The organism is Pseudomonas sp. Pseusp97, assembly GCF_047304025.1.
In the GTDB taxonomy this organism is placed as follows: Bacteria; Pseudomonadota; Gammaproteobacteria; order Pseudomonadales; family Pseudomonadaceae; genus Pseudomonas.
This window is the reverse complement of the sequence record NZ_JBGLYK010000316.1, coordinates 1-4,632: the sequence shown is the minus strand read 5'-3', so window position 1 is coordinate 4,632 and position 4,632 is coordinate 1. Positions and strand designations below refer to the sequence as shown.

The 4,632-nt window shown below is 68.2% G+C and carries 3 protein-coding genes and 2 pseudogenes; 1 reads left to right on the top strand and 4 read right to left on the bottom strand.

Features of this window, described 5'->3' with window-relative positions:
• On the top strand, positions 1-658 hold a 658-nt coding region (locus ACCC94_RS27895; RefSeq protein WP_413352830.1), incomplete at its 5' end, for an SGNH/GDSL hydrolase family protein.
• A 260-nt stretch (positions 659-918) separates the two neighbouring features.
• On the opposite strand, the gene ACCC94_RS27890 is transcribed toward ACCC94_RS27895, so the two are convergent.
• From ACCC94_RS27890 to ACCC94_RS27875, 4 genes and pseudogenes are all read right to left on the bottom strand, one after another.
• Positions 919-2,034: a PilT/PilU family type 4a pilus ATPase gene (locus ACCC94_RS27890; RefSeq protein WP_413352829.1), complete on the bottom strand. Its 1,116-nt coding sequence runs from the start codon at positions 2,032-2,034 to the stop codon at positions 919-921.
• 114 nt (positions 2,035-2,148) lie between these two features.
• Positions 2,149-2,589 (bottom strand): annotated as a pseudogene (locus tag ACCC94_RS27885) (methyl-accepting chemotaxis protein); the annotation flags it as partial.
• Positions 2,590-2,688: 99 nt separating this feature from the next.
• Positions 2,689-3,375, bottom strand: a pseudogene (locus ACCC94_RS27880) (PAS domain-containing protein); the annotation flags it as partial.
• Positions 3,376-3,599: 224 nt separating this feature from the next.
• The coding region (locus ACCC94_RS27875; protein WP_413352828.1) for a hybrid sensor histidine kinase/response regulator at positions 3,600-4,632 on the bottom strand (1,033 nt) is incomplete at its 5' end.

Genomic DNA, 4,632 nt, shown 5'->3' with positions numbered 1-4,632 from the left:
GCCGCGGCCGGTGGTGGCGGTGCTCGGCGACTCCATCACCGACGGCCGGGGCGCCAGCCTCGACGGCGACCAGCGCTGGCCCGACCTGCTGGCGCAGCGCCTGGCGGCGCACAACGTCGGCGTGATCAATGCCGGGATTTCCGGCGCACGGCTGCTCTCCGACGGCATGGGGCAGAGCGCCCTGGCGCGCTTCCAGCGCGACGTGCTGGGCAAGCCGGGAGTGAAGGTGGCCATCGTGCTGCTGGGGATCAACGATATCTCCTGGCCCGGCAGCACCTTCGCGCCGAACAATCCGCTGGTGCAGTACGAGGACCTGGTCGCCGGTTATCGGCAACTGATCGCCCAGGCCCATGTGCGCGGCGTGCGTATCGTCGGCGCGACGCTACTGCCGTTCGAGCGCGCCCTGAGCGGGTCGCCGATCGAGCACTACCACGCCGCCAACAAGGAGGCGCTGCGCCAGCGGGTGAACCAGTGGATTCGCGACAGCGGCGAATTCGACGCGGTGCTGGACCTGGATGCGCACCTGCGCGATCCGCAGCGCCCCCTGCGCCTGCTGCCGGCCTACGACAGCGGCGATCACCTGCATCCCAGCGATGCGGGCAATCGGGCGATGGCTGAAAGCGTGGATATCGAGGCGTTGCTCGAGGGCATCCTGTAGGAGCGAGCTTGCTCGCGAACCGCTTAACTCCGCGCCCGCCGGTGAGCTGTGTTCGCGAGCAAGCCCGCTCCTACGAAAAGCAGCAGGAAGGGCTTCTGTAAGGTGCAGCTTGTAGGCGCAGAGCGCGGCCCCGGCCCGCTACCAAAGCCCCGCGCCATCCTCGTAGGAGCGAGCTTGCTCGCGAACCGCTTAACTCCGCGCCCGCCGGTGAGCTGTGTTCGCGAGCAAGCTCGCTCCTACGAAAAGCAGCAGGGCCTAACTCAGTTACCAAACGCCGGCCCGATGCTGTCGTCGTCCATGCCGCGCTCCAGCTTGATCTTCAGCGCGAGATCGGTGCGCGAGTCGGCGAACTTCAGGGCGTCGGCCACGCTCACGCGGCCTTCCTCCAGCAGCTTGTAGAGGCTCTGGTCGAAGCTCTGCATGCCGCTCTCCAGCGCGCGTTCGACGGCACCCTTGAGCTCGGGCAACTCGTCGCGCTGGATGATGCCGCGGATGTGCGGCGTGCCCAGCACCAGTTCCACTGCCACGGCGCGGCGCTGGTGGGTGCCGGGCACCAGGCGCTGGCCGACCAGGGCGAGGATGTTCTGCGACAGGTCGGCCAGCACCTGCGGGCGCGCCTCGTCGGGGAAGAAACGGGTGATGCGCTCGATGGCGTGGCGGCAGCTGGTGCCGTGCAGGGTGGCGACGCACAGGTGCCCGGTCTCGGCGTAGTGCAGCGCGTGCTGCATGGTGGCGGCATCGCGGATCTCGCCGAGCATGATCACGTCCGGCGCCTCGCGCAGCACGTTGCGCAAAGCGTCCTCGTAGCTGTGGGTATCCAGGCCGACCTCGCGCTGGTCGATGATCGACTTCTTGTGCGTGTGGAGGAACTCGATGGGGTCCTCGATGCAGACGATGTGCCCGGAGCGGTGGCGGTTGCGGAAGTCGAGCATGCTCGCCAGGGTCGTCGACTTGCCGGCCCCGGCCGCGCCGATCACCAGGATCAGCCCGCGGTCCTGCATCGCCAGCTTGTCGAGTATCGATGGCAGGCCCAGGGCGGTGACGTCGGGGATCACCTGCTTGATCAGGCGCACCACCATGGCCACCTCGCCGCGCTGGAAGTAGATGTTCGCGCGAAAGCGCCCGACGTCCGGCACGCTCAGCGCCAGGTTCATCTCCAGGTCGCGCTCGAAATCCTGTGCCTGGGCTGGCGACATCAATTGCCAGGCCAGGGTCTTCACCTCGCCGGGCGCAAGGACGCGATCCTCCGCCGGCTGGCTGTGGCCCTCGGCCTTCAGGTGTGGCGGCGCGCCGACGCTGAAGAACATGTCCGAGCCGCCGCGCTCGGGCAGCAGGCGCAGGTACTGGATGACGTCGGGGAGGGGCGTGGTGCTCATGGTGTCGTCCTTGGATGGCGAGGGGGCGCATCTGCAATGAGCCTAGCTGCAATGCCGGACGGGAGCCTAGGCGAGGCTGCGGCACGCCGTGTTGACGTGCCGCAGGTTGGCGCCTCAGGTGGACAGCTGGTTGGCGAACTGGCCCACGGCGTTGACCACGCGCTGGGCGCTGTCCTGGATTTCGATGATCACCGTGCCGGCCTGGCCGGACAGCTCCAGCCCCAGTTCGGCCTGCTGCTTGCCGCGGTCGATCATGGCCACGGCCTCGCCGGCCAGGTGCTGGTTCTGTTCCACCACGCGGGTGATTTCCTCGGTGGCGGCGCTGGTACGCGAGGCGAGTTGGCGCACCTCGTCGGCGACCACCGCGAAGCCGCGTCCCTGGTCGCCGGCGCGGGCCGCTTCGATGGCGGCGTTGAGCGCCAGCAGGTTGGTCTGGTCGGCGATGCTGCGGATGCTCTGCACCAGTGCGCCAATGGCCTGGGATTGGCGGTCCAGCGCCTCGATGCCCTGGGTGGCCTCCTGCATGCGGTCGGCCAGCTCGCGCATCACCTCCACCGTCTGCTGCACCACCGCCGCACCCTTGGTGGCGCTGTCATCGGTGCTGCGCGAGGTGTCGAAGGCGATGGTCGCCGCCTGCGCAACGGCGTTTTCGCGGTGCACCTGTTCGGTGATCACGGTGGCGAACTTCACCACCTTGTAGAGGCGGTCGTGGGCATCGATGATCGGGTTGTAAGAGGCCTCCAGCCAGACCTCATGGCCGCGGTTGTCGATGCGCTTGAAGCGACCGGTGACGAACTCGCCGCGGCGCAGCTTGGCCCAGAAGGCGTCGTAGTTCGCCGAGTTGTATTCAGCCGGCTCGCAGAACATCCGGTGATGCTTGCCCTGGATCTGCGCCAGGCTGTAGCCCATGGCATTGAGGAAGCGGTCGTTGGCGGTGAGCACTTCGCCCTGCAGGTTGAATTCGATCACCGCGGTGGAGCGTTGCAGCGCTTCGATCAGGTTCTCGTGCTCGCGGGAGTTCTCGATGGTGCGCGTCAGGTCGCTGGCGTAGATCGAGAAGCGCTGGATCACCCCGGCGCTGTCATGCACCGGCTGCAGGATCGAGCGCAGCCAGGCCTCCTCGCCGTCGCCGCGCAGCAGGCGGATCACTCCGGCGAGGTGCTCGCCACGCTCGATGGCGTGCTTCACCTTCAGGTGGAAGTCCAGCCCGCGGACGTGGTCGGGAATCAGGTCCAGCAACGGACGGCCGATGAGCTGGTCGCCGCGGTGGAGCATCTCCTTCTCGAAGTTGGCGTTCACCGATTCGATGCGCCCGCGGGGGTCGAGGAACAGCACGAGCATTTCCTGATCGAGGCTGGCGCGGATCTCCTCGATGGAGGCGAGCTCTTCACGCAGGGCGGCCAGCTCCTGCTTCAAACGCGAGTTGAACATGCGTGGGCTTTCTCTAGGGGTGAGGCACGAAGACTGCTGCCGGTTCGTTTCACCATTGCATCGGCCGGCAAGGCGACGACTTTAGCCCTGGATGAACCGGCGCAAGCCCCATGGAACAAGGCCCGGTACGAGTTTCAGACGGGGCTGGTCACTTCCTGACTGACGGCGATGGCGGCACGCAGCTGGTCGGTGTCCAGCGGCTTGTGCAGCAGCTGGCTGCCGCTGGCAGCGGCCTCGCGGATGCGCTCGGGAGAGGTGTCGCCGGTGATGATCAGCGCCGGCACCTTGCGCGACAGGTAGCTGCGGATGCGGCGGACGGCATCGGCGCCGGTCTGGCCGTCGCCCAGTCGGTAATCGGAAAGGACCAGGTCCACCGGCGCGGGGCCGTTGCGGCTGGCTTCGATGTGCCGCTGGCAGGCGAGCTGGGCGCTGCGGCGGGGGTAGACGCGATGCCCCCAGACCTCCAGCAGGCTGCACAGGGCGTGCAGCACGTCCGGTTCGTCCTCCACCACCATGATGCCCAGGCCGGGCCCGCCCTGGCTGGCCGCGACCGGCAATGGCGGCGCCTGCAGTGGCGGCTCGGCCAGCGGCACGCGCAGGCTGAAGCAGGTGCCGCGGCCGGGCAGGGAGGTCAGCCGCAAGGGATGACCGAGCAGGCGTGCGGTGTGACGCACTATGGCAAGGCCCAGGCCGAGCCCCTGCTTGCGGTCGCGCTCGGCGTTATGCAGCTGGACGAACTCGTCGAAGATCACTTCCTGCTGGCTGGCATGGATGCCGACACCGCTGTCGATCACCTGGATCTCCAGCTCGCGGCCGCGCCGCCGGCAGCCCAGCAGCACACGGCCGCTGCGGGTATAGCGGAAGGCGTTGCTCAGCAGGTTGTCGAGCACGCGCTTGAGCAGCAGCGGATCGCTGTCGACCCACAACCGGCTCGCCCGCACCCGCCAGCCCAGGTTGCGCTCGATGGCGGTGCCGGCGAATTCTTCCTGCAGGTCGGCGAACAGCTTGTGCAGCGGGATCGGCTCGCGCGCCACCGGCACCACGCCGGCGTCCAGGCGCGAGATGTCCAGCAGGCCGTTGAGCAGGTCGCCCAGGTTGCCGAGCATGGCGCGCAGTCGCGCGGCGATGTCGCGCGCCTGGCGACCTTCCACCGGGCCGCGTTCGGCG